This is a genomic window from Gracilimonas sp., from assembly GCF_014762685.1.
Classification (GTDB): domain Bacteria; phylum Bacteroidota; class Rhodothermia; order Balneolales; family Balneolaceae; genus Gracilimonas.
Genome location: NZ_JABURM010000006.1, coordinates 585,574 through 607,066 on the forward strand (window position 1 = coordinate 585,574; position 21,493 = coordinate 607,066).

The 21,493-nt window shown below is 41.3% G+C and carries 20 protein-coding genes; 9 read left to right on the forward strand and 11 right to left on the reverse strand.

The genetic code is table 11. From position 1 onward, the window contains the following. Positions 1 to 6 precede the first annotated feature (6 nt). Positions 7 to 666, reverse strand: a complete 660-nt coding sequence (locus HUJ22_RS12200) for a phosphoadenylyl-sulfate reductase (RefSeq protein WP_290877925.1) — start codon at positions 664 to 666, stop codon at positions 7 to 9. A 170-nt stretch (positions 667 to 836) separates the two neighbouring features. On the opposite strand from HUJ22_RS12200, the gene HUJ22_RS12205 reads away from it, so the two are divergent. Together HUJ22_RS12205 and HUJ22_RS12210 are read left to right on the forward strand one after the other, a co-directional pair. Beyond that, positions 837 to 1,595, forward strand: coding sequence for an enoyl-CoA hydratase/isomerase family protein (locus HUJ22_RS12205; RefSeq protein WP_290877927.1), 759 nt, complete (start codon positions 837 to 839; stop codon positions 1,593 to 1,595). Positions 1,596 to 1,671: 76 nt separating this feature from the next. Next, positions 1,672 to 2,064 carry a DUF2784 domain-containing protein gene (locus HUJ22_RS12210; RefSeq protein ID WP_290877928.1) on the forward strand — a complete coding sequence of 131 codons (393 nt, stop codon included), beginning with the start codon at positions 1,672 to 1,674 and terminating at the stop codon, positions 2,062 to 2,064. Between the two features lie 59 nt (positions 2,065 to 2,123). Here HUJ22_RS12210 and HUJ22_RS12215 read toward each other — a convergent pair whose 3' ends face one another. The 6 genes from HUJ22_RS12215 to HUJ22_RS12240 all read right to left on the reverse strand — a co-directional run bounded on the left by HUJ22_RS12215 (position 2,124) and on the right by HUJ22_RS12240 (position 10,771). Continuing rightward, positions 2,124 to 3,260 (reverse strand): DUF2911 domain-containing protein, encoded by a 1,137-nt coding sequence (locus HUJ22_RS12215; RefSeq protein ID WP_290877930.1) that lies wholly within the window; start codon positions 3,258 to 3,260, stop codon positions 2,124 to 2,126. Positions 3,261 to 3,349: 89 nt separating this feature from the next. Beyond that, entirely contained in the window at positions 3,350 to 3,982 is a 633-nt protein-coding gene (locus HUJ22_RS12220; RefSeq protein WP_290877931.1) for a DsbA family oxidoreductase, read from the reverse strand. 64 nt (positions 3,983 to 4,046) lie between these two features. Next, complete coding sequence (locus tag HUJ22_RS12225) at positions 4,047 to 5,222, reverse strand: MFS transporter (RefSeq protein WP_290877932.1); 1,176 nt, start codon at positions 5,220 to 5,222, stop codon at positions 4,047 to 4,049. A 220-nt stretch (positions 5,223 to 5,442) separates the two neighbouring features. After that, positions 5,443 to 7,689: a PAS domain S-box protein gene (locus HUJ22_RS12230; RefSeq protein WP_290877933.1), complete on the reverse strand. Its 2,247-nt coding sequence runs from the start codon at positions 7,687 to 7,689 to the stop codon at positions 5,443 to 5,445. Between the two features lie 156 nt (positions 7,690 to 7,845). Next, positions 7,846 to 9,498, reverse strand: coding sequence for a M28 family peptidase (locus HUJ22_RS12235; protein WP_290877934.1), 1,653 nt, complete (start codon positions 9,496 to 9,498; stop codon positions 7,846 to 7,848). A gap of 190 nt (positions 9,499 to 9,688) precedes the next feature. Beyond that, a complete protein-coding gene (locus HUJ22_RS12240; protein ID WP_290877936.1) occupies positions 9,689 to 10,771 on the reverse strand; it encodes a kelch repeat-containing protein in 1,083 nt (360 codons plus the stop codon). A gap of 114 nt (positions 10,772 to 10,885) precedes the next feature. Here HUJ22_RS12240 and HUJ22_RS12245 point away from each other — a divergent pair, with 114 nt between their 5' ends. Genes HUJ22_RS12245 through HUJ22_RS12255 form a run of 3 tightly spaced genes read left to right on the forward strand, consistent with a single transcriptional unit; the run spans position 10,886 to position 14,074 of the window. Next, positions 10,886 to 11,707: an SDR family oxidoreductase gene (locus HUJ22_RS12245; RefSeq protein WP_290877938.1), complete on the forward strand. Its 822-nt coding sequence runs from the start codon at positions 10,886 to 10,888 to the stop codon at positions 11,705 to 11,707. After that, on the forward strand, positions 11,707 to 13,074 hold the full coding sequence (locus HUJ22_RS12250) for an aldehyde dehydrogenase (protein ID WP_290877940.1): 1,368 nt from the start codon (positions 11,707 to 11,709) through the stop codon (positions 13,072 to 13,074). The genes HUJ22_RS12245 and HUJ22_RS12250 overlap by 1 nt, the downstream gene beginning before the upstream one ends. Position 13,075: 1 nt before the next feature. After that, positions 13,076 to 14,074 (forward strand): YhdH/YhfP family quinone oxidoreductase, encoded by a 999-nt coding sequence (locus HUJ22_RS12255; RefSeq protein WP_290877941.1) that lies wholly within the window; start codon positions 13,076 to 13,078, stop codon positions 14,072 to 14,074. Positions 14,075 to 14,181: 107 nt separating this feature from the next. Here HUJ22_RS12255 and HUJ22_RS12260 read toward each other — a convergent pair whose 3' ends face one another. Beyond that, positions 14,182 to 14,583: a response regulator gene (locus tag HUJ22_RS12260; protein ID WP_290877942.1), complete on the reverse strand. Its 402-nt coding sequence runs from the start codon at positions 14,581 to 14,583 to the stop codon at positions 14,182 to 14,184. Between the two features lie 115 nt (positions 14,584 to 14,698). Between HUJ22_RS12260 and HUJ22_RS12265 the strand changes: the two genes are divergently transcribed. Then, positions 14,699 to 14,962: a hypothetical protein gene (locus HUJ22_RS12265; RefSeq protein WP_290877944.1), complete on the forward strand. Its 264-nt coding sequence runs from the start codon at positions 14,699 to 14,701 to the stop codon at positions 14,960 to 14,962. 36 nt (positions 14,963 to 14,998) lie between these two features. Here HUJ22_RS12265 and HUJ22_RS12270 read toward each other — a convergent pair whose 3' ends face one another. The 3 genes from HUJ22_RS12270 to HUJ22_RS12280 are packed head-to-tail and all read right to left on the reverse strand — an operon-like array spanning position 14,999 to position 17,161. Further along, entirely contained in the window at positions 14,999 to 15,742 is a 744-nt protein-coding gene (locus HUJ22_RS12270; protein WP_290877945.1) for a helical backbone metal receptor, read from the reverse strand. Continuing rightward, positions 15,735 to 16,589: a fructosamine kinase family protein gene (locus HUJ22_RS12275; RefSeq protein WP_290877947.1), complete on the reverse strand. Its 855-nt coding sequence runs from the start codon at positions 16,587 to 16,589 to the stop codon at positions 15,735 to 15,737. Before HUJ22_RS12275 ends, HUJ22_RS12270 begins: the two co-directional genes overlap by 8 nt. 2 nt (positions 16,590 to 16,591) lie before the next feature. Then, positions 16,592 to 17,161 (reverse strand): low molecular weight protein-tyrosine-phosphatase, encoded by a 570-nt coding sequence (locus tag HUJ22_RS12280; RefSeq protein ID WP_290877949.1) that lies wholly within the window; start codon positions 17,159 to 17,161, stop codon positions 16,592 to 16,594. A 140-nt stretch (positions 17,162 to 17,301) separates the two neighbouring features. Here HUJ22_RS12280 and ileS point away from each other — a divergent pair, with 140 nt between their 5' ends. The 3 genes from ileS to HUJ22_RS12295 are packed head-to-tail and all read left to right on the forward strand — an operon-like array spanning position 17,302 to position 21,488. Continuing rightward, complete coding sequence (gene ileS, locus HUJ22_RS12285) at positions 17,302 to 20,460, forward strand: isoleucine--tRNA ligase (RefSeq protein WP_290877951.1); 3,159 nt, start codon at positions 17,302 to 17,304, stop codon at positions 20,458 to 20,460. A gap of 10 nt (positions 20,461 to 20,470) precedes the next feature. After that, positions 20,471 to 20,872: a TraR/DksA C4-type zinc finger protein gene (locus HUJ22_RS12290; protein ID WP_290877952.1), complete on the forward strand. Its 402-nt coding sequence runs from the start codon at positions 20,471 to 20,473 to the stop codon at positions 20,870 to 20,872. Positions 20,873 to 20,882: 10 nt separating this feature from the next. Continuing rightward, positions 20,883 to 21,488: a signal peptidase II gene (locus HUJ22_RS12295; protein WP_290877954.1), complete on the forward strand. Its 606-nt coding sequence runs from the start codon at positions 20,883 to 20,885 to the stop codon at positions 21,486 to 21,488. Positions 21,489 to 21,493: the final 5 nt, after the last annotated feature.

The following is a 21,493-nucleotide window of genomic DNA, read 5'->3' on the forward strand; positions in this document are numbered from 1 at the left end:
AATTTATTACCAATGCAATCCGCATTCGGTTTTATCAGAATCACCCCAGCGCCCATCACGTCCATCCCCCTTTGTAGTGCAATGAGTACAGCCAATGGAGTGGAAGCCAAAGCGCTCTAAAGGATGACGCGGAATACCATAACTTTCAAAATAATCATCCACCATTTCGGGTGTCCAGTCTATAAGGGGATAAAAGCGATGCAGATCATCACGTTGCTGAAGGATTTCGAGTTCGCTTCGGTAGCTGTTTTGGTAGCCAATTAATCCGGATATCCAAACCTCGTGATTAGCTTTTATTTTTTCGAGCGGCTCAACTTTGTTGTAGTGGCAACATAAATCTGGATTCGACTTCCAAAGTTTTTCTTTCTTAGTGATGCTGTGTTTTTCCTTATCGGGAACATGTTCTATGACATTGATCCCATATCGTTCAATAAGTCGATTTTTATATTTCAGCGTTTCCGGGAAAAGATGTCCGGTATTAATAAAATGAATGGGATGATTCTGACGAATACGACTGATCATGTGAATCAACAATGCAGAAGTGGTTCCGAAAGAAGTTGTAATGAGGACCTTATCCTGATATTTGTTCAGGATATGGGCAATCCTGACATCATTGTGAGCTGCAAAAAGCAACTTATTTATTTGTTTTACCCGAAGAGATTCCATGCTTCATTATCTTACATTCAAAAGGTTTTTTCAATAGCTGGATTCAGAAAAGTACATTTAATTTTTTGCAAGCGCTTTTTTACCACATGAAGGTATAATCTTGATAAGATTTTTTGATTTCGTAATATCAAGATCGTCAAATTGTCTATTTTATAAAGAAAAAACGCACTATGGTTTTGACGCAAAAGCGTATATCTGAACAAATTTTATGGACGACTATTAATCGTCCCGATGCCCGAAATGCTATTGACTTTGAGGTGATGGAAAAATTAGAGTCTTTGGTTGATGAAGTTGAACGGGATGAGGAGATTCGGGTTTTAATTCTAAGCGGAGCCGGAAAAAAATCGTTTGTATCGGGAGGGGATTTAAAGAAGTTTCATACCATCAAATCTAAAGACAAGGCGATAGAAAAGGCCAAACGAATGCAGCAATTATTGACTCGCATTGAAGAACTTCCCTGCTGGACCGTTGCTCATATAAATGGAGATGCGTACGGTGGAGGCATCGAACTGATGCTGGCTTTTGATTTCAGAGTATCCGTACCGGATGCTAAATTTGGTTTCACTCAAGGTCGCTTTTACTTGGTTCCGGGCTGGGGAGGACTAACAAGACTGGTAGAAAAAGTTGGCCGCGCTAAAGCTCTGGAATGGCTGGGTAAATCTGAAGTTCTTTCCACCAATATCGTATTAGCTTATGACTTGATTGAACACATTCTACCAGGGAATTCACCGGAGAAAGAAACCCTTGAATGGGCAGAAAATTTTACTAAAAACGACCGAAAGTTTATCCGGGTTTTGAAACAGGGAGCTATGCGGTTTTCAGTCCACCGAGAACAGGCTTTGGAGGCTGAAATCGCACCATTTTCTGAACTTTGGGTGGATGAACAGCATGTTAGCAGAGTGGAGAAGTTTATGAATAAGAAAGGATAAGAGGTTTAAATTGCCAAGTCTTTAAAATACCCCAAGCCTTTTCTTTAAAAAGAGGTATTCATTATTTTGACCTATCATGTTATCGGAAACCGCCTACCAAATTCTGGATTACTTCTTCGTTATCTTTCACTTTTCGTTGATCCTCTTCAACCTCACAGGGTGGATATGGCAGAAAACCAGAAAGCTTCACTTATACGTAATATCAGTTACTATTTTTTCGTGGATTGGACTGGGTTTTTTTTATGGATGGGGTTACTGTCCCTGTACCGATTGGCATTGGCAGGTAAAGCGTGAACTGGGCGAAACCGGACTTCCTGCTTCGTATATAAAATATTATCTGGATCAGTTGTTTGGGTTTAGCTGGGATTCTCTTACTGTGGACATTTTAGTGGCGGTATTGGGAGTCGGGGCTTTGTTGGTTTCAATTGTTATGAATTATAGGGATAAGAAAACACAAAAAAACCAGTAAGGGCATATCGCATACGCCCCTACTGGTTGGTTACTTAGATGAAAAGTGATCAGTAAAAATTACTCGATCACGAAATCTGAAGAATAAAGAGTATCTCCCCAGATCAAATTAATTCTTCCGCCTTCATCGGTTTCCTCAACCGTAATGGTGAAGGCTTCAGTTACTTCATCCTGGGTTGAAACTTCCATAGGAACCCGGCCTAAATCACGGGACTCATCATAAGAATTTCCGTTTTGCCCGGTTTGAGCATTGATGATCAGTGTTCCGCCATCTGGTTCCGGGATGGAGAAAAGCGTGTACTCGCCGGCCGGCACTTCAAGGTCTCCAAAGCGGAGGTCATTTGAAGTGTAAAAGTGCGTGGCACGATTCGCCCCAGTTCTCCAGACTTCACCATAGGGCACTACTCCGCCAAATAATTCACGATCTCGTTTTTGGGGTGAGCCGAAATCAACACGGAAATCAGTGTCCTTAAAGGAGAACTCGGCACTCACAGCTCCTGATAATTCACCGATAGGATTATTTGCAAATCGAGAGCTAAGGGCGTCTATGTCAAGTTCGGCCACACGATGAACTTTTAGTTTTCGGGTGGTAAGTCCGGCATCAAGAAATTCGAGATTACCTTCGGGGTTTACATTTACGCCCATAACTCCGCGGAAAGGATGCCGGATGGTCATGGAGTCATCTTCAATGGCAACTATAACAAAATTAGAAATTCGATTACCGCTCAGCATAGGCTGATTTACTGAGTCTTGTCCGGTTTCTGCAGCGTGGTTGAAAGCCACTTCAAATGGCCAATGGACCATATCAATAAAAGGAAGCACTCCTTCCTGATATGGAGCCATATAGCTTGTCATCTCATTATCACGCATTACTTCTATCGCCAGGCTGTCACCCGAGCGTATAATAGTTTGGCCAATAGCTCCTTCTCCCGTAAAGCCGGTAGTTGGAGGATAGTCCGTACGAACCATCTCTTTGATGCCCCCGGTCTCGTCAAGGTCCAGATGATAGGTGGAAAACCTGGTTTCGGGACTTCTTAGAATTACCTGTGCAGTAATACTTGAGTCCGTTTTATGGAGTTGTTCAACGGCCAAAGTGTCGCTGCCGAGTAAGGTTACAAATGCAGCATTATCAGAATCAGAAGTGCTGCATGCTGCAAAAAGAGTTGCAAGTAAGAGAGTAATAAATAAGTTTTTCATGATACTCTAAATGATTTAATTTAGGTTAAAATCTATTTTAAAATCTTTAAACCGTCAAATAAAAGGCATTAAAGTTTGAAAGCAGAAAATTATTCTTCGGATGCAATTTTTGAAAGTGCTTCTACAAAAACCTGAACCGGCTGTGCTCCTGAAAGGCCGTACTTATTGTTAATGTAAAAGAACGGGACTCCCTGAACACCTATACGATGTGCCTCTTCAATATCTTGAACTACTTTGTCTGAGTAAGTATTATTTTGAAGTGCTTCCCGGACTTTGCTTTCATCTAATCCGGCGCTAACAGCTAAATCTGATAACACTTCTTCCTTACCAATATGTTTTCCTTCTACAAAATATGCAGAAAGCAGGGCTTCCTTCATTTCGTTTTGTCTACCTACTTCTTTTGCAAGATGAATGAGTTGATGGGCATTAAAAGAATTAGTTGGCTTTACTTCATCCATGTGATAATCAAGCCCGGCACTGGATGCCATATCCACCACATTGGCATTCATTTGTATTGCCCAATTCCGGTCCCGCCCATATTTTTTGGCCAGCGTATCGTAGATGTCCAGGTTGGAATCTACCGGCGCATTGGGATCCAATTCAAAGCTTTTCCAGGTTATATCAACCTTCAGATCCGGGAGTTGCACTAATGCTTTTTCAAGATGTTTTTTACCTATATAACAAAAGGGACAAACTACATCTGACCAAATTTCAATTTTCATTCTGATATTTTTCATTAATGGTATAATTATAACTCATTCAAGAATCAGAAGGTTCAGAATGATTTCATGAATTCGGCTGGGGATCGGAATCGGATAGGCCTATAAAAGCAAGAACAGTTCCGGCTGATATTGAGACTATCGCAGATAACAGGATAGATTCCATCGAAACCCCGTGATCCAGCATCCATCCCATCAAAAACGGGCTTAAGGAGGTACTGAAAACTATGATGGAAGCAAATAATGAACGCGCGGTTCCAATCATTTTTTCCCCGTAAAGTTCAGCCCACAGTGCTGATTTTAAGGCATTGCTGAAGCCCATAGTTACCCCAACCAAAGCCATATACAAAAAAGCAGACCAAATTCCCGGGTGAAGGGAAGCAACCAGCAGCCCTGCTCCAAAAGGAAGAATATAGAATGGGAAAATGGACTGTGCACCCAATTTGTCAATAATCGGTCCGATGCTGAGCGAACTGATGATCCGGGTTCCTGCAAAAAAGATAAAGGCGGAGGCAATGATTGTTGCCGTCCATCCCAGTTGTTCAGCAATAGAAACCTGGTAGAGAAATAGCGCGGTTAACCAAAAAGGCGGAATGATGACGGCGGGCAAAATCAGCCAAAAACGGGGTTCCTCAATAATCATTTTGTAGGGTTGGCCTGAAGTTATATTCTGTTCATCCGTGATTTCTTTAAACTTTTGATTGACCTGTTCAATTTTCGTTTTCTTTAATACAAATAGAATGAAAGGAATAAATAAGAGCGCAATAATAACAGCAATCAAGCCCCAGGCAGAACGCCAACTCATGACGGCCAATGCTCCGGCTACAGCTGTAGGGAGGAGCCCTTCACCAATAGGATGTCCAAGACTTGAAACACTCAGGGCTTTACCCCGCTGGAGTTTGAAATACCGGGCCATAGCGGTTTCGGCTGTATGACTGCTGAGTCCTTGTCCGGCCAAACGAAGCATTAATATCCCCGCAAATAAAAATCCTATGTGCCACGATAAAGCCATAGTCAGGGAAGCGATCAACAGTCCACACGCTACATACAGGCTGTATCGGCCAATAGGAAGAACATCAATCCATTTGCCCAGGTAGGGCAAAGAGGCGGCGCTGGTGAGTGTTGCCATGGAATAAATGGATCCAAAGGCAGTATTGGTGAGATTGAAATCAGCCAGGAAAAACGGTACAAATAAAGAGATCAGGAACGTTTGACCAAAACTGGAAAAGAAGGTAAAGGACAACCCGAAGCTCAGTATTTTTCTCTCTTGAAGTACAAATGTTAAGTAATGCAATGAATTAGAAATTCTGTCTCATTAAAAAAATAGAAACCAAAAAAAACGGCTATTGCAGATTAATCTATATTTAAAATTCATAGTAATGTTCCATCGGTGAGATAGGGTCTTTCTATGCGAGGCAGAGATGATCTTAGATTGAATTGATAAGAATTAATTCAGGAAAGAATCAATTCAAGACTAATTTGAACGTGGTGCCCTTGCCGGGCTCACTTTCTGCCTCAATAGACCCGCCCATACTTTCTATCTGGTTTTTGGTAATGAATAAGCCAATGCCCTTTGAATTTTCATTTTGATGGAAGGTTTTATACATCCCGAAAAGTTTATCTCCGTGTTTTTCGAGATCAATTCCGAGCCCATTATCTGTAATGTCTAAATGGACTTTATCACCTTTGGTATATGCATGAATTTTAATAACAGGATTACGATCCGGATGGCGATACTTTATGGCATTAGACAATAGGTTCAGCAAAATGCTCTCAAGATAGGCAGGGTTGTATTTGAAGGTTAGGGTTTCCGGAATATTTTCTTCAAATGTCACCTTATGGGCGTCGATATCTGAAGTCAGTATCTGTTTTGTTCTGTCGATAAACTCGCCTAAGCTCACCTTTTTTTCATCATGGATGTTTTTATACTGCTCATCAATTATTTCATTTAAATCAGTAATAGTTTCATTAAGGCGTTTGGCTGCTTTTTGTAATTGTTCGAGCAAGGTTTTCTTTTCTTCTTCCGATTCTTCCATCGCAAAAAGCTCCAGTACCATGGAGATACTGCCGGCGTGATTTCGAAGGTTATGAGAAACAATATGGGCAAAGTTCATCAATCGCTTGTTTTGCTCCCCAATAATGTCGAGCGAATTGCTGAGTTGAGCTTCCTTTTTCTTTCTTTGAGTGATATCAGTTACGATGGAGAGTACGGCCGGGTTATTCGATTCGGTATGCTGAAAAGGCACTTTAATAGTTTGGTGCCAAACATCGGTACCATCCGGGTGTTTCGTTTTGTCTTCAGGGATAAAGAAAGGCTCGTTGTTTTTTATGACTTTTTTGTCGGCTTCTAAAAATCTTTGTGCCTTTTCTTCTGAAATACCAAAATCAGTGTCTTTTTTGCCGATCATATTTTCCGGTTCATATCCAAAGAACTCGGCGAAAGCGTTGTTAGCCATCAGGTATTTTCCCTGGAGATCTTTTACGAAGATAAGGTTAGGAACCGAATCAAATATAGCTTGAAATTGACGTTTAAGCCGAACATTAATCCTGTAAATTTCTTTTTCTTCGGTGATGTCTGTGATGTAGCCGTATCCCATGACAGAACCGTCCGGCTGTTTTTCAGGCTTTGCCTTACCTCTGAGCCATCGCAGTCCTTTATTTGGTAAGTTAACCCTGAAGTCAATTTTCCAGTTTTTAAGGGTCTTAATCGATTCAAAGATAGATTCTTTGACACGTTCTACATCGTCTTTATGTATTCTGTCAATGATAGGGTCTATGCTTTCTGAAACATCTTCGGGGTGAAGTTCACAAACATCCCTGATTCCATGGCTGGCAAAGGGGCAATAGCTTTTGCTTTTAGAAACATAATGATATAAATAGAAGAAGCCCGGCACCTGCTCCGAGAGCTTTGAAATCATGGCATCATTACGTTGTAATTCCTCTTCTGTATTCTTTTGCTTTGTGATATCACTGGTAATTCCAAATGTGCCAATTACTTGTCCTTCATTATCATAAAGAGGCAGCTTAGTAGTTGAAGCCCAGCGTTCTTTTGACGCATTATCAGAGGTTACCTCTTTTTCTACTTTGTGAACAATTGGATTTTCTGTTTGCATAACCTGTTTTTCATCTTGCCGGGCCTGTTTTGCATGCGAATCATCAAAGAAATCAAAATCAGTTTTTCCAATAGCTTCTTCCGGACTGTTAAGCCCAAATTTTTCTGCACAGGCTTTGTTTATGGCTAAAAACCTACTTTGACGATCTTTAAAGTAGATGCTGTCCGGGATGTATTCCATCATCTGTTGGAATAAAACTGCTTTTTGACGCCAGGTAACCTTGCCGGGTTCCGGTTGAGCAGTTTTCGTTGTTTCACCAATCATAAGAAGGGGTTCACCATTTTCATCCCATTGGATAACCTCGCCCCGCCACTGAAGATTAAATGTTTGTTCTCCATCCACCGAATGATGGGACGTTACACAGTGAAAATCTGTTTCTCCGTGGCTGCCGGCATGAGCCTGAAAAGTTTCCTTTAGCTGGCCAATATCTTCTTTACTAAAGAAAGGAGCTGATTCTTTATATGTTTTTGGGAAGTCCCCGGGCTTACATCCAAAAAAATCTGAAAAAGCTTTACCCAGTTTTATTTTTCCGGTAGAAACCTCCCATGACCAGTAGGCTACCTCCCTATGCTTTCCACTTATTATGTCTCCACTCATCTTATCTCTTGCTAACTACCATTGCCTTTACAAAGGGTAAAAGTCTCCCTTCAATTCTAACAAGTGACAAAATATGATATTAAATCAAAGGAATAGTCAATGTTAATAATGTTTAAGACAGATTGGTAAAAACTAACAAGGTATAAGGATTGGGAGTTACTCCTCTACCCTTCCCAGCATCCGTAAACGGGTGGCTTCAAATTCATCTCCGGCTTTCCAGGATTGAAGTTTTTCAGCATTGAGAGCCCTGAAACCGGTAAGAAAAAATAGACGGGTATCAATTTCGGCTCCCGCTAAATCCCAATACTCGTTTATTTCGTCATTTACGGTATGGTAATTGGCATCGGCCACGCTGTCGCGCAGTGCTAAAAAGTCATCGCCTTTACCTATATATTCAGTTCCGGGATTTGGGAAAATAGCCGGGATCCCCACTTTTGCCATATTGAAATGATCGGAACGGTAGAAATATCCTCTTTCGGGATATGGATCGGGTTTTACTGTGCGGCCCTGTTTTTGGGCTTCCTCTTCCAGTAAATCACTTAGTGATGTACGACCATAACCAACCACAACCACATCTTTAGTTTGGCCATATACATTCATTCCATCCAGGTTGATGTTGGCGGTAATCTTGCCCGGCTCAACCGTCGGGTTTTCGGCCCAATATTGAGAGCCCAGCAATCCAACTTCTTCCGCACTGACCACAACGGCCAATACACTTCGTTTTAAAACGGGCTGAATGGACTTATATGCTTCCATCATTTCCAGTAAAGCACTGACTCCCGCTGCATTGTCGGAAGCGCCGTTATTGATAGAATCGGCGTCAACCGGGTCTGTTATTCCGAGATGATCAAAATGTGCGGTAAGCAGTAAATACTCATCCTTTAATTCCGGATCAGTTCCCTCTATTTCAGCTACAACATTTTTGGAATTGATTTCCCGGTAATCGGCATCCATACTTACATTCATGGAAAGATTGTTTAGGGATACAGGTTCAAAATCAGGACTGTCGGCGGCTTCCAGCTGTTCATTTAGGTTTAGTCCTGCTTCTTCGAAGAGCAATCGGCTTGCCTGCAGTGTAAGCCACCCGTTAAATTCGGTTTGAGAAGTTGAAGCCCGTCCGTTTCCTTTCAAATAAAAACGTTCACTGCTCCAGCTATTTGCAACTACATTCCATCCATATCCGGCGGTTTCATCGGTGTGAATGATAATGGCTCCCAATGCGCCAAGTTCTTTGGCTTTTTCATATTTATAATCATACCGGCCGTAGTATAAACGGGCTTTTCCTCCGAAAAGGTCAGGATCATATTCGGGGTCGTTATTTTTAATCACGATAATTTTTCCTTCCACATCAACGCCCTTAAAGTCATCCCAATTTTCTTCCGGTGCCTGAATCCCATATCCGACATAAACCAGTTCTGCGTTTTGCACATCCACTTGTTCTGCCTGGTTTGCGGGCCATGCCATAAATTCATCATAATACTGTAATGCAAATGGGGTTCTTCCGTCTGTTGAAACCGACATTTTAGCATTGGAAGTTGTTTGGCCTAATAACGGAAATTCTTGAACGTAGCTTCCATCACCGGCAGCGGGTGCTGCTTCCATAGCTTCAAATTCAGCAACCAGGTAATCTACGGTCACCTGTTCCCCCTGTGTTCCGGTGCCCCGGCCCATGAATTCATCGGAAGAAAGAGTTTCAATATGCCGAAGCAGGGAATCTTTGTGAATGCTTTTAGCGGCTTTGTCGGCGGGAGATGTGTTACAGCCAACAAATAGAAAAAGAGAGGCAAGAGTTAAATAAAACGATTTCATGTCGGAATGAATTTTAATGTGAAATTAGTGTGCTGTAGATTATAGCTAAAAATAGCTCTCAATGTTCATCAAAAAAAGTTAAAGGTGGAGGCAATTATTTTGTTGAATAGGACTAACCACCCGCTAAAAACAAAAAAAGCGAGAGGCTCTTAACCCCTCGCTTTTAAAAATTCACTGTAAAAATCAGGAATTAGAGTCGGTCTTCAATTTCAATGGTAAATTTCTGAACCAAGTCAGTTACCTGTTGGTTATCGAGCATTCCGCCAATGATATAGTATCCATTTTCGGTTTTAGCGATACTGCGATGATCCATGCTTGGCGTAGGTTGTTTCCCCAGCTCTACCCACTCGTTTGTATCCAGACGATAGGCAAAAACAGTGCTGTCCGGGAAAGAAGGCTTCAGGTTATATCCAATACCATTGTAGTTATAGGGGTTTGATGAACCGCCGACAAATACAACCATCTCAACCGGGCTGTCAACACCAATAGCAGCCATGCGGTATCGGGCTTTTCCGGGATGTTGCTTAATTCTTGTCCAATTGATTACGGTAGGGTCTTGCAGATTTATCTCACCCATAATACTTCCTGGCGACATATTAAAAATACGCTCACCTTCATCAACAATAGCTTGCACCCCATCAGATAAAATCATGGTATTTCCAACAATTCCGCCGGCATGGCCAAATACGGGAGGTCCTGCATACGGAGTGGCATGCTCCCAGGAATTAGTTTCAGTGTCATACACCTGTACATTAGAAACATTGTTGGTATTATTCCAACCGCTTACCAAATAGATGTAGCGATCTTGGTAAACAAGCGAAACCGCATCTTCAACCGGCAACAGCATGTCAGCCACTTGTTCGTAGGTATTGGCAACCGGGTCATATTTGAAAACTTCATGAGTAGAAACTTCATCTCCATTTTCAGCAACAGTATAACCGCCAAAAATGTAGATGTTTCCATTTACGGTTTCTGCAGTACTTGCCAAGCGGCCAACTTCATCAGGAACACCCGGGATTTCTTCCCAGGTACCATTTTGAACATCAAAGCGGGCGGTGAAGTCGGTAACATCTTCGTAAGTTTTGCCTTCTTCAAGTCCCAAAAAGGTAAACAGGTAGGGGCTGCCATCAATAACAGCAGAGGTTACGGCGTTATTCGAAATGGGCATCGGTAAAGGTGCAGCTTCTGACCAATTTATCGATACTTTTTTAGGTGCTTGCTGACAGGATGCCACAAAAATTACAAGGCTTAATAGTGATAATATTCTTTTCATTTGTATAATAATGGACTTATTGTCTGGTTTTTGATTACCCTGAACACTTCAACAAACGTGAAAATTTGTGTTCAGTTTTTGGTTAATTTCAAGTCTCAAATATAAGGTTTTTATATGTCCTCTTTTAAAAATAAAAACGTTTTAATAACAGGCGGTGCCCGGGGTATTGGTTTACTTATGGGGCGAAAAGCACTCGACAGAGGTGCAGTAAAATTAATTATTTGGGATGTAGATGAAGATGCGCTTATAGCTGCTGCCTCCCGTTTATCAAAGTTGGGATACTCAGTGTTTACGGATGTTGTGGACGTCAGTGATCATGAAAGTGTTCTAAAATCTGCAAAAAAAGTACTCGCAGAGCATGATTCGATTGATATCTTGTTTAACAATGCCGGCATTGTAACGGGGAGAAAATTTGACGAACAAACGATGGAAAATATCAAAAAAACTATGGATGTTAACAGCTTGGGGTTGATGTATGTAGCCCGGGCTTTTCTTCCCGCTATGATTAAAAACGGCGATGGATATATTATTAATATTGCTTCAGCGGCAGGACTTACACCCAATCCGGGAATGACAGTTTATGCGGCCAGTAAATGGGCCGCAGTGGGTTGGTCTGAGTCTTTAAATTTAGAACTTCAGAAAAGCAAAGCTCCTGTAAAAGTGCTTACGGTTATGCCTAGTTATATTAATACCGGCATGTTTGCCGGGGTTACAGCCCCTTTACTGATGCCGCTTCTTGATCCCGATGATATTACAACCAAGATACTGGATGCCGTGGAGCGCGGGAAAGCTCGCCTCAGGGAGCCTTTTATGGTGAAATTGACACCTTTTTTTCGCGGAGTACTTCCAGCGAAAATATATGATTTTGTAGCAGGTAAGATTTTTGGAGTTTATGACTCTATGAATACATTTATTGGAAGAAATAAGGAAGATTGATGGACGCAGCAAGCTTATTAGAGCGACAGAAAACGTATTTTAAATCAGGGGCAACCAAAAGTGTGGAGTTTCGAATTCATCAGCTTGAAACACTAAAAAAATTACTTATTGAGCATGAAGAAGAATGGAATGATGCACTTTATGCAGATTTTAAAAAACCGGTTTTTGAAACCTATGCCACTGAACTGGGTTTGCTTCATCAGGAGATTAGTTTCACAATAAAAAATCTAAAAAAATGGGCGAAACCTCGTCGTGTTTCGAGGGATTGGGTTAATTTCCCATCTTCTAATTTTGTTTTCAAGGAACCTTATGGCTCGGTGCTGATTATTGCTCCCTGGAATTACCCCATTCAGCTTACCCTGATGCCATTGATTGGGGCCGTTGCAGCAGGTAATACCGTTGTGGTGAAGCCGTCTGAGATTACTTCAAATACTTCTTCAGTTATGAACCTGATCATGAGTAAATGGTTCAAAGAAGAATTTATAGCGGTGGCCGAAGGTGGAGTGGAAGTGACTCAGGATCTTCTAGCCCAGGATTTTGATTATATATTTTTTACGGGCAGTACGCGTGTGGGTAAAATTGTAATGGAGGCTGCAGCTAAAAACCTCACTCCGGTGACACTGGAATTGGGAGGTAAAAGCCCTTGTATTGTAGATGAAACGGCAGATCTGAAAACGGCGGCTAAGCGCATAGCATGGGGTAAGTTTTTGAATGCCGGGCAAACTTGTGTGGCTCCTGATTACTTGTTGTTGCAAGCTTCGGTTCAGAAAGAATTCCTGGAATATTTTAAAGAAATAGTGCGGGAGTTTTATGGAGTAAACCCCAAAATTAGCCCGGATTATACGCGAGTTGTGAATGAATCCCACTTTAACCGGTTGGAAGGGTATTTACAAGACGGCCACCTCTACCATGGCGGAAGAACAGACCGGTCTGAATGCTATATAGAACCAACGGTATTAACGGAGGTAAAACCCGGTTCAAAAATAATGGAGGAAGAGATTTTCGGACCGATTCTACCGGTTCTGACCTTTGAGAAAGTATCGGAAGCTATTGCTGTTATACAGGAGAAGCCAAAGCCACTGGCCTTGTATATATTCACAACAGATAGCCAGACGGAGAACCTGGTGTTGGAGAAGTGTTCCTTTGGCGGAGGCGCAGTAAATGATGTTGTAGCTCATTTTGGTAGTCATTACTTACCTTTAGGCGGGGTGGGAAGAAGCGGAATGGGTGCTTATCACGGAAAGCAAAGTTTTGAAACGTTTTCACACAGCAAAGGGATAATGAAGAAAACCTTTTGGGCGGATCTTCCCTTTCGGTATCCTCCCTATAATGGAAAGTTGAAATGGTTAAAAAAGATATTGAATTAAAATGAGTGGTAAGACTTTTAAGGCTTTTCTGGTAGAAGAAAATTCTGAAGGCAATTTCAGTTCAAATGTAACTGAAGTTCCGGTTTCATTTTTACCCGACCATGAAGTATTGATACAGGTTCAGTTTTCTTCATTGAATTATAAGGATGCCTTATCGGCTTCAGGTAATAAAGGGGTGACCCGAAACTATCCGCACATTCCCGGAATTGATGCGGCGGGAACAGTGGTCGAAGATTCTTCAGGATTTTTTAAAGAAGGGCAAAAAGTTATAGTAACAGGACAGGATTTGGGATCAAATACTCCCGGTGGATTTGGGCAATTGATCCGTGTTCCCAAAGAATGGGTAGTGCGTTTACCGAGTGGACTGGATTTAGAAATTTCTATGAAATACGGAACCGCCGGATTTACTGCCATGTATGGAATAAAGAGATTACAGCGGGAGTTAATTTCACCTCAGGATGGAAAGGTGCTGGTTACCGGTGCAACAGGCGGGGTAGGTTCATTGGCGGTATTCTTTTTATCTGAACTCGGATATGAGGTGGTTGCAGCTACGGGTAAAACCGACAAGGCCGATTTCTTGGAAGAGCTTGGGGCAGCTGAGGTGATACATCGAGATAAAATTACGGATGTGAAAGATAGTTTCTTATTAAGCCGTGAATGGAATGGTGCCATTGAAACTGTGGGAGGTAAAATGCTGGATGCGGTTATTCGCCAAACCAATCATGATGGTGCGGTAGCTTGTTGTGGAAATATTCTTGGGCACGAACTTAAAACGAGTATTTATCCATTTATTTTGAGGGGTGTAAGTTTGTTGGGGATTGATTCAGCAATTTGCAAGATGCCGATGAGATTGAAAATCTGGGAATCTATTGCGGCGATAAATCACAAAAAGCTTCCTGATGATTTTTCCAAAAAAGTTAATTTGAAGGGGCTTCAGGAAGAAGTGGAAACTATTTTAAAGGGGCAGCAGTCGGGCAGAGTTGTTGTAGAACATAAATAGCATAAAAAAGCCTGCTACTTTCAAATAGCAGGCTCTTAATAATCATAAAGCAGCCCTCAAGCTTACTTTATGTGAGTTATGGGTATATGTTTGATCTAAGTTCTTTGCTAGGCAGCGCTCTGTGAAAGCATTGCAATTTGTTCTGCCGCTGTTTTTAGCGGAACAGATAATTCTTTGGGTGTTACCGGCTTCAAGAGGAAGTCGATATAATTAATGCCTTTTGTATCCTGAAGCACGGCATTCGATTTATCACCGGACAGAAAAATAACGGGTATGTCCAGGTGCTTTTCCCGAAGTTTTTTAACGGTTTGAATCCCATCCAAAGTCCCTGCAAGCTGAATGTCGATAATTAAAATTTCAGGATCGATATCTTGAATGTTAGCCAAGGCCTCTTCTCCGCTTTTTGCTTTACCAACAACATTATAACCCAGCTTTATAACCATTTTTTCTTCTACAATGGAAAGCAACGGATCATCCTCCACAATCATTACCTTATTAAGTAGTCCCATAATTCACCACGTATATTAAAATTTTCTAATGATAATATATTAGAAGTTTTTAATATTTCCAACAAAAATGTAATTCTTTAAAATTTGGTTGCAACAAGCAACAATACAGCACTTTATGATTGTACTTCATAAAAAAGACTCCCACCGTAATTCTGAATTGCTCGAAGAAAGGCTTGCAGAGTTAGTAATTACGTTTAAGAAAAAGATTTATTCGCAAGCTGAAAAAGGACTTCCGTTTATAGAAGAAGATGGTAAAGTATTTAAAACCGATGAAGAAATAGAAGACTGGTTTAGGGAAATTAAGGAAGAACTTGACTGGCAGCGGTCATTGAGTGGAGACGGGTGTTATATAAATCCTAAAGACGGCAAGATCTGTTGAATCCATGACCTTTTCTGAAAACAATAAAAGTGAAGGTTAGATTTTGCTGCGCCAGTTATTAAGCCACTTAAAAGCGCTGATCATGCGTGAACCATACCAGCTGAACCACTCTCCGTTCACCAATTCAATTTTTGATACGGGACAAGCTTTGCGTATTTCCTTGATATGTTTCTCTTTGAATGGATAGGGTTCGCTGCTTAGCAAAATGAGATCCGGGTTTTTTGATGCAAGACTCTTTAGCGAAGTTTGGGGATAACGTGTTTGATCTCCAAATACATTATGCAACTGATATTCCTGCATCACATTATGGATATAAGTGTCACTTCCAACGGTCATCCATGGATCCTTCCAGATGAAGTAAGCCGTAGATAAAGGTTGGACTTCCGGCTTTTTTGAAAGCAGATCGGTGATATTGGTAATGAGTTGTTGAGCTGTTTCATTGACGCCCAACAACAGTCCCAAACCGCTTATTTCCAATAATGCATCTTGAATGGTGTCAATTTCCGTAACTTGAACTTTAGTGTATTTGCTTAGATCTTCGATGTCCTCTTTACGGTTCTCTTCTTTATTGGCGATAATTAGATCAGGATCCATCTCAATAATTTTCCCCAGGCGGGGATTCTTTGTGCCCCCAATAATCTCAATATCATCCACATCTGTTTTAGGGTGAACACAAAAACGGGTACGCCCGGCAAGATGATCTTTTAGCCCCAGATCAATTAAAAGCTCCGTTAAACTTGGGACCAAAGAAATTATTCGTTGATAAGGTAAATCAGGCATAACTGTGTATAATATTTTCAGCCTGACGGCAATAACTGCCGCCAAACAGATTGGCATGGACCAAAACTGGGTAAAGATTACAAAGTGTAATCCGGTCTTCAAAACCGGCTTCGAGCGGAAATTCATCGTTATAACCTTCATAGAAATTCGCTGAAAATCCTCCGAACAGCCGGGTCATGGCAATGTCCATTTCTCGGTGGCCATAGTAAACAGCCGGATCATAGATACTTGCCACCCCGGTTTTGGTAAACATATAATTTCCGCTCCACAAATCTCCATGGAGTAAAGCAGGTTTCTCACTTGGAAAGATAGAACCAAGTTTTTTATAAAGGGCTTCCACGTCTCTTAATACAGAGCGGGTTAACTTATTGGACTCAACCCCCATTTTAATTTGCGGCTCAATTCGCTCCAGGGCAAAGAAATCGGGCCAGGTGGCATGCTTGGTGTTAGATTGAGGTAAACGCCCAATGAAATTATTATGGTCAAGTCCAAAGTAATTGGTAGTACTTTTATGAACCTTGGCTAATCCGTTTCCAAAATCATAAGCTGAATTTTGCCGCCCTCCTCCTTCTTCAATCCACTGCAATACAAGAAAATTATCCGATGTGACCCGCACAGCAGGAATTTGAAGGCCGGCCCCAGCCGAAGAAAGTAATTCCAGCCCCCTCGCTTCCACCAAGAACATATTCTCAGGAGCATTTTCATTCCATTTTACAAAAACCGGATCTCCGGTATCTAAAGTTAATTTAACTGCATGATTAATATCTCCGCCATGCACCGATTTCTGAGACAGAATTTCGGCATTCAATTCAGACTCAATTCTATGTTGCAAAGCTTCAGGAAGCATAATTAGTTGTCAATATGAAGTTTTAATTCTTTCAAAAGTGATTTACAGCTTCTGTTCAATACCTGGAAAACATTCTCAAAGCCTTCGAGACCGCCATAGTATGGGTCAGGTACTTCTCCGCTTTCCGGTTGGGGATCGAACTCGCGCATCATTCTAATTTTATCAGAAAAACGATTTTTTCGGTCTAACTGCTTGATATTTTTGAGATTCTCAGAGTCCATAACCAAAATAAGGTCAAATTCCTCTAAATCTGAATATTCAAATTTTCTGGCCTTGGAAGGAAGGTGGATTCCATGTTTATTAGCAGTAGCCTGACTTTTACTGTTAGCTGATTCTCCCACATGATAGGCAGCTGTGCCGGCTGAATCGATATAAAAGTAATCCTCTAATCCGGCTTCCTGAACCGTATGTATAAAAATCCCTTCAGCAGTTGGGCTGCGACAAATATTACCAAGGCATACAAATACAAGTTTGTAGGGTTCTTCTTTTGTAATGGTTTTAAAATTAGTTTTATTCACGCTCACAAAATTTTGTTTTTTATGGAAGGTATGCGTTGATGAATAGCTTTTCATCTTTAAAAATATCCTTTGATAGTATAACGTCTGGTCTTTAGCGTCAAGTTCCAGATTTTTTTGATTGAAGTGAGTACATGCTTTTCCCTGATATTTTGTATATTTGAGGCTTAAAACTATTCGCCTGAACTAAGTTTTTTATGGCAAAAAAATTCGAAGAAATAAAGCATTTAAGTTTTCCTAAATCAGAAGTAGAAATTCTGAATTGGTGGAAAGACCATAAGATTTTTGATAAAAGCCTTACTACTCGCGAGGATGGGATTCCTTTTACCTTTTATGAAGGCCCTCCTACCGCCAACGGAAAGCCGGGGATTCATCACGTAATGGCCCGAACGGTTAAGGATATGTTCTGTCGGTATAAAACACTAAAGGGTTTTAAAGTAGAACGGAAGGCCGGATGGGATACACATGGGCTCCCTGTAGAAATTGAGGTTGAGAAAGCGCTGGGGTTGGAAGGCCGTGCTCAGATTGAAGAATATGGTATTGAAAAATATAATGCTGAATGCCGAACAAGTGTTCTCAAATACAAAGATCTTTGGGATGAACTGACCTCCCGGATGGGCTATTGGGTAGATCAGGAGAATCCCTATGTTACATTTGAAAACAGCTATATAGAATCCGTATGGTGGGCTTTTAATAAGCTTTTCAATAAAGGACTGGTATATAAAGGATATAAAATTCAGTGGTATTCACCCGGAAGCGGAACCGTGCTTTCTTCCCACGAGGTGAGTTTGGGATATAAAGAAACCCAGGATCCTTCCATTTATTTCAAGTTTAAAGTGGATGGCGAAGAAAATACTTACTTCCTGGCATGGACTACAACCCCATGGACGGTGGTTTCGAATATGGCTATTGCGGTAAATCCAAATCTGGACTATGTAAAAGTTGGTCATTTTGACGAGACTTACATCATGGCAAAGGATTGTGTAGAAGAGGTACTTGGTGAGGATTATATCATTCAGGAAGAAATGAAAGGCTCTCAGCTTTTACACAAAACCTATGAACCTATTTTTGATTTTGCGCTTAAAGAGTTTGATAAGTCCGAGGCGTGGAGGGTAATTCCGGCTGATTATGTTACTACCGAAGATGGAACCGGAGTAGTACACACTGCGCCTGCTTTTGGTGCAGATGATTATGATTCTTGTCAAAAGGCGAATATCCCAATGTTCAATCCAGTTGACCGAGAGGGTAAATTCACCGCTCAGGCACCTGATTTTGAAGGACAGTGGTTTAAAGAGGCTGACAAAGAGATTGCACGCGCTATTAAGGAAAAAAACCTCATGTATAAACATGAGACCATGGTTCACAACTATCCATTTGACTGGCGGAAAGGCACTCCGTTAATGTCGTATCCGGTAGAGTCCTGGTTTATTGAAACCACCAAAGTAAAAGACCGAATGGTGGAGCTTAATAAAAAAATTAACTGGAAGCCCGAAAGCACCGGGAGCGGCCGCTTCGGAACCTGGCTGGAAAACAATGTGGACTGGGCTGTTTCACGTCAGCGTTACTGGGGAACGCCAATTCCTATTTGGGTGAGTGATAAAGACCCTGAATATGTAGAATGCATCGGCAGCATTGATAAGTTACGGGAAAAAGCTGGGTTAGATGAAGAGGCTGAAATTGACCTTCACCGGCCTTATATAGATGATTTGACCTGGGAAGCCCCTGATGGAGGAACCATGCACCGTATTCCGGATTTACTGGATGTTTGGTTTGATTCCGGCGCCATGCCTTTTGCTCAATGGCATTATCCTTATGATAATGACCATGACTTTCAGGTAAATTATCCGGCTGATTTTATTGCCGAAGGAGTGGACCAGACACGAGGCTGGTTTTATACCCTTCATGCGTTGGGAACGATGCTTTTTAATGAAGAAGCATATAAAAATGTAGTCTCAAACGGTTTGGTACTGGATGAGAACGGCGAGAAAATGAGTAAGTCAAAAGGAAACTCGGTAGATCCTTTTGAAGTTATTCAGGAGTTTGGAGCCGATACGGTTCGCTGGTATATGATGAGCAATTCTTCTCCCTGGGAAAATCTGAAATTCAGTGAAGACGGTCTCAAAGAAGTACAGCGTAAGTTCTTTAATACGATTGTAAATACGTACTCTTTCTTTGCAATGTATGCTAACATTGATGGTTTTACATTTTCCGGAACGGCCATTCCGATTGCCGATCGTCCTGAAATTGACAAATGGGTAATCTCAAGGCTCAATACTACCGTTAAGTTGGTAGAAGGGTATTTGGAAGATTATGAACCGACAAAAGCAGCCAGGGAATTAGAGAATTTCGTGGAGGAACTCAGTAACTGGTATGTACGGAGAAACCGCCGGCGCTTCTGGAAAGAAGGAAATACCCTCGACAAAACGGCTGCTTACCAAACTCTTTACGAATGTTTGAGTAATCTTAGTAAATTAATCAGCCCTATTGCGCCATTTGTGGGTGAATGGCTGTATCAAAGGCTGAATGAAGTGACTCATCAGGATGAAGAATCTGTACATTTGTCATTTTTCCCGACGGTAGAAGAAACAGCTATTAATAAAAGCCTCGAGCATAAAATGGAAATGGCTCGGTTGATTTCATACATCGTATTGCGTGTACGAAATCAGATCGATCTGAATGTTCGGCAACCATTAGGGCGGATTATTCTTCCTATAAAAGATGAGAGCGAGCGGCAGGCTATTGAGTCGGTTCGGGACATTATATTGGAAGAAGTAAACGTTAAAGACATCCAGTTTGTGGACGACGACTCCGGTATTGTACATAAGTCAGCAAAGCCTAATTACCCGGTTTTAGGAAAGCGCCTGGGACCAAAAATGAAGGCTGTTGCAGCCAGGGTTAATCAGTTGAGTACGGAGGAAATTACTCAATTTGAGAAGAACGGATGGATTGATCTCGACATAGAAGGAGAAACGATCCGTATTGATTCTGAAGGCCTTGAGATAGTGCGAACAGGCTTGGAAGGCTGGACTGTTGAAACAGAAAAAGGATTTAGCGTTGCAGTGGATACCGCATTAAGTGAAGAATTAATTCAGGAAGGTATTGCACGTGAATTTGTGAATCGGGTCCAAAATATGAGAAAAGAAGCCAATTTTGAGGTGACAGACCGAATTGCTATTGGCTTTACAGGATCCGATACGATTAAAGAAGCTGTTGTTTCAATGAGTGATTATATTAAAAAAGAAACACTGGCTGAAGAAATCCAAATCACAGAACTTGAAGTTTCAGATTTTACAAAAGCTTGGGAAATTGGAGATGAAGAATGTACGATCTCCATCCGAAGAAATATTAATTCATAACTAAGCAGCTATGGCTAAGAAAGAACCTAAAAACGACGAAAGAGTATCTCCTTATAGCGATGAAGAGCTGGAATATTTCCGCGAGATAATCATCAAAAAAATGGAAGAGGCTGAAGAAGAGTTAAATACTTTACAGCGTACACTGCGCGAAAGTATGGAAAACGCTTCGGATGAATCTGCCTATTCATACCATATGGCTGATGCCGGAACTGATGCTCAGGAAAGGGAAAAAACCTATATGCTTTTCAACAGGACTAAGAAGTTCGTAAAGTATTTGGATGATGCCCTTAAACGCATTGACAATAAGACATACGGTGTTTGCAAGGTAACCGGAAAGAAAATTTCCAAGGGCCGCCTGGAAGCTGTACCGCATACTCAATTGAGTATTGATGCAAAATTGAAACGCAGATAATTCTTCCGATTTGAACCAAAAAAAACTGACTGCTATTTTTGTCCCGGCCATATTTGTACTGGTTATTGACCAGATTACGAAATGGCTAATCAGGACTTCACCTGAGTTGCAAAATAAAATCCTGATTGATGGATGGTTGCAATTTTATTACACCAAAAATCCCGGTATGGCTTTGGGGATTGATGTGCTTTCCACTCCGGTCGTTAGCAGCATTGCTATTATTGCCGTATCAGGAATTTTAATTTATATCCTGAAGAACATAGAAGAGGCTACGGTTGGCTATTTAATGTGCATGGGCTTAATAGTAGGCGGCGCTTTTGGAAATATTGCAGACCGAATTTTTATGGGAATAATTGGGGACTACGGTGGGGTGCTTGAAGGCCATGTAGTAGATTTTATTTACTTCTCTCTGCAAATTGGTGACTGGACTGTTTTCCCTTACATTTTCAACGTAGCTGATATTGCAATTTCAGTATCTATCATACTGTTGCTGATCTTTAACCGAAGGTTCTTTATCACGCAAAAAAATGATAAGTCACAGTCGGCTGAAAGTCTGGATGGGCAAGTTCCAAACTCAGACTCTAAAGTAAATCCAACAGGATCTGAGCTCAGTTAGTTAAG

Coding starts and splice junctions, on each gene's coding strand:
- HUJ22_RS12200 (WP_290877925.1), bottom strand. CDS start 666: ATGGAATCTCTTCGGGTAAAACAAATAAATAAGTTGCTTTTTGCAGCT.
- HUJ22_RS12205 (WP_290877927.1), top strand. CDS start 837: ATGGTTTTGACGCAAAAGCGTATATCTGAACAAATTTTATGGACGACT.
- HUJ22_RS12210 (WP_290877928.1), top strand. CDS start 1,672: ATGTTATCGGAAACCGCCTACCAAATTCTGGATTACTTCTTCGTTATC.
- HUJ22_RS12215 (WP_290877930.1), bottom strand. CDS start 3,260: ATGAAAAACTTATTTATTACTCTCTTACTTGCAACTCTTTTTGCAGCA.
- HUJ22_RS12220 (WP_290877931.1), bottom strand. CDS start 3,982: ATGAAAATTGAAATTTGGTCAGATGTAGTTTGTCCCTTTTGTTATATA.
- HUJ22_RS12230 (WP_290877933.1), bottom strand. CDS start 7,689: ATGAGTGGAGACATAATAAGTGGAAAGCATAGGGAGGTAGCCTACTGG.
- HUJ22_RS12235 (WP_290877934.1), bottom strand. CDS start 9,498: ATGAAATCGTTTTATTTAACTCTTGCCTCTCTTTTTCTATTTGTTGGC.
- HUJ22_RS12240 (WP_290877936.1), bottom strand. CDS start 10,771: ATGAAAAGAATATTATCACTATTAAGCCTTGTAATTTTTGTGGCATCC.
- HUJ22_RS12245 (WP_290877938.1), top strand. CDS start 10,886: ATGTCCTCTTTTAAAAATAAAAACGTTTTAATAACAGGCGGTGCCCGG.
- HUJ22_RS12250 (WP_290877940.1), top strand. CDS start 11,707: ATGGACGCAGCAAGCTTATTAGAGCGACAGAAAACGTATTTTAAATCA.
- HUJ22_RS12255 (WP_290877941.1), top strand. CDS start 13,076: ATGAGTGGTAAGACTTTTAAGGCTTTTCTGGTAGAAGAAAATTCTGAA.
- HUJ22_RS12260 (WP_290877942.1), bottom strand. CDS start 14,583: ATGGGACTACTTAATAAGGTAATGATTGTGGAGGATGATCCGTTGCTT.
- HUJ22_RS12265 (WP_290877944.1), top strand. CDS start 14,699: ATGATTGTACTTCATAAAAAAGACTCCCACCGTAATTCTGAATTGCTC.
- HUJ22_RS12270 (WP_290877945.1), bottom strand. CDS start 15,742: ATGCCTGATTTACCTTATCAACGAATAATTTCTTTGGTCCCAAGTTTA.
- HUJ22_RS12275 (WP_290877947.1), bottom strand. CDS start 16,589: ATGCTTCCTGAAGCTTTGCAACATAGAATTGAGTCTGAATTGAATGCC.
- HUJ22_RS12280 (WP_290877949.1), bottom strand. CDS start 17,161: ATGAAAAGCTATTCATCAACGCATACCTTCCATAAAAAACAAAATTTT.
- ileS (WP_290877951.1), top strand. CDS start 17,302: ATGGCAAAAAAATTCGAAGAAATAAAGCATTTAAGTTTTCCTAAATCA.
- HUJ22_RS12290 (WP_290877952.1), top strand. CDS start 20,471: ATGGCTAAGAAAGAACCTAAAAACGACGAAAGAGTATCTCCTTATAGC.